The 1,725-nt window shown below is 62.3% G+C and carries 1 pseudogene; it reads left to right on the plus strand.

Going from position 1 to position 1,725, the window contains the following annotated elements:
• Positions 1–126: 126 nt before the first annotated feature.
• A pseudogene (locus BST40_RS27995) lies at positions 127–1,269 on the plus strand (IS3 family transposase).
• The last annotated feature ends 456 nt before the right edge of the window (positions 1,270–1,725 follow it).

Raw genomic sequence — 1,725 nt, forward strand, 5'->3', positions numbered from 1 at the left:
TCAGACCCAAAACACCCAAAACCATCAAAACCCCACGTCAAAGCCCAAATCACCTATCCAGACGGTCGCAACTTCGGGTTAGAGTCCTGTGGCCCCGAAGTTGGGCCGGAAGGGACGATGAATCACATGGCTGGGCGGAAGAAGCATTCTGCTGAGGACATTGTGCGCAAGCTGCGTCGCGCTGACGAACTTGCTGCGGCGGGCAAGACCAACGAGGAGATCGCTGCGGAGCTGGAGGTGTCGGCGGCGACGCTGTACAACTGGCGGCGCGCCTATGGCGGCATGGACGTTGATGCGGCCAAGGAGCTGCGGGAATTGCGTGAACAGAATGCCAGGCTCAAGCGGCTTTTGGCCGAAGCTGAGCTGGAAAAGGACGCTTTGCGTGAGGTGACCAAGGGAAAATTCTGAGCCCGGCCGCCAAGCGCCGCGCTGTGGACATGCTCAAAGAGGTTCGGGGCATGTCCGAGCGGTTGGCGTGCAAGGCGGTCGGGCTTGCCCGCTCCACCTATCGCAGGACCCCGGTCGCGCTGACACCCGACGATCCCGACGCTGAGCTGCGGCAGTGGCTGCGCAGCTACTCCAGCGCTCATCCGTGTCATGGGTTTCGGCGGGCCTGGCCGCGCTGCGCCATGATGAGCACCGCGGTGTGAACCAGAAGAAGGTGCACCGCTTGTGGAAGGAAGAGGGCCTACAGCGGCGCGTGCACAGCCCACGTAAGCGCGCTGGCCTGTCGTCGGCGCCGGAAGTGGTTGCCGATGCCCCGAAGGTGGTGTGGGCGTTGGATTTCCAGTTTGATTCCCGATCGACGGTAAGGCGATCAAGATCGCGTCGATGCTTGATGAACACACCCGTGAATCGCTGCTGAACATCGTGGAGCGCTCGATCACCGCCGAGCGCTTGGTCGCCGAACTGCGCACGTGTTTCGCCGCGGCCGGCGGGCCTCCGCTGGTGCTGCGCATGGATAACGGGCCGGAGCTGATTTCCCAAGCGCTGCAATCGTTTTGCGCTGGTCAGGTCGGACTCTGCTACATTCCGCCGGGGACACCCTGGAATAACGGTCACATCGAATCGTTCAACAACCGACTACGAAGGGAGTGCCTCAACCGCAACCACTGGACGAGCTTGACCGAGGCCCGCGTGGTCATCGGCGACTTCAAGGATGAACACAATCGGCGACATCGTCACTCGGCCCGGAACTATCTCACCCCGGCCGAGTACGCTGCCCAATGCAGCCACAGGCACCACCCCGTGGCCTGCGAGATCAACTGAGATCGGCATCAATCACAACCTGGCTCCAAAACCAGGTGGACCGACTATCGGGGACCTGCCTCTTCCCTCCCCGCGGGTTGTGTTGTCCCGCGGCTCGATCGGTACTACGACCGCCTCCGACTCCCTTCCGACGCCCCGCCCACTTCCCGGCTCCTCACCGGTTATAGGGCAGGCTCTTCCACCGACACTGCGATCGGTTCAACGCGCTGGGCGCGCGCAACTTCGGTTTAGATTTAGATCGGGCGAATTCAGCGTTGACCGCGCTCACTGAAATTCCCCACTGACGCTCATCGAAATTCCCCCGTGTGGCTCCGCCGAGAAGGGCGGGCCTCCGTCGATGCTGCTGGTGTCTAACGCCTGCAGCGCTGATCGAAGGAGGCCCCCTTATCTGTGTTGGGGACCCCCGTAAAGGTGGATCCGGGTTGGTCGTTGTTGTTTGGCCTGTGCTCCCCGCTC

It is taken from the genome of Mycobacterium persicum (assembly GCF_002086675.1).
In the GTDB taxonomy this organism is placed as follows: Bacteria; Actinomycetota; Actinomycetes; order Mycobacteriales; family Mycobacteriaceae; genus Mycobacterium; species Mycobacterium persicum.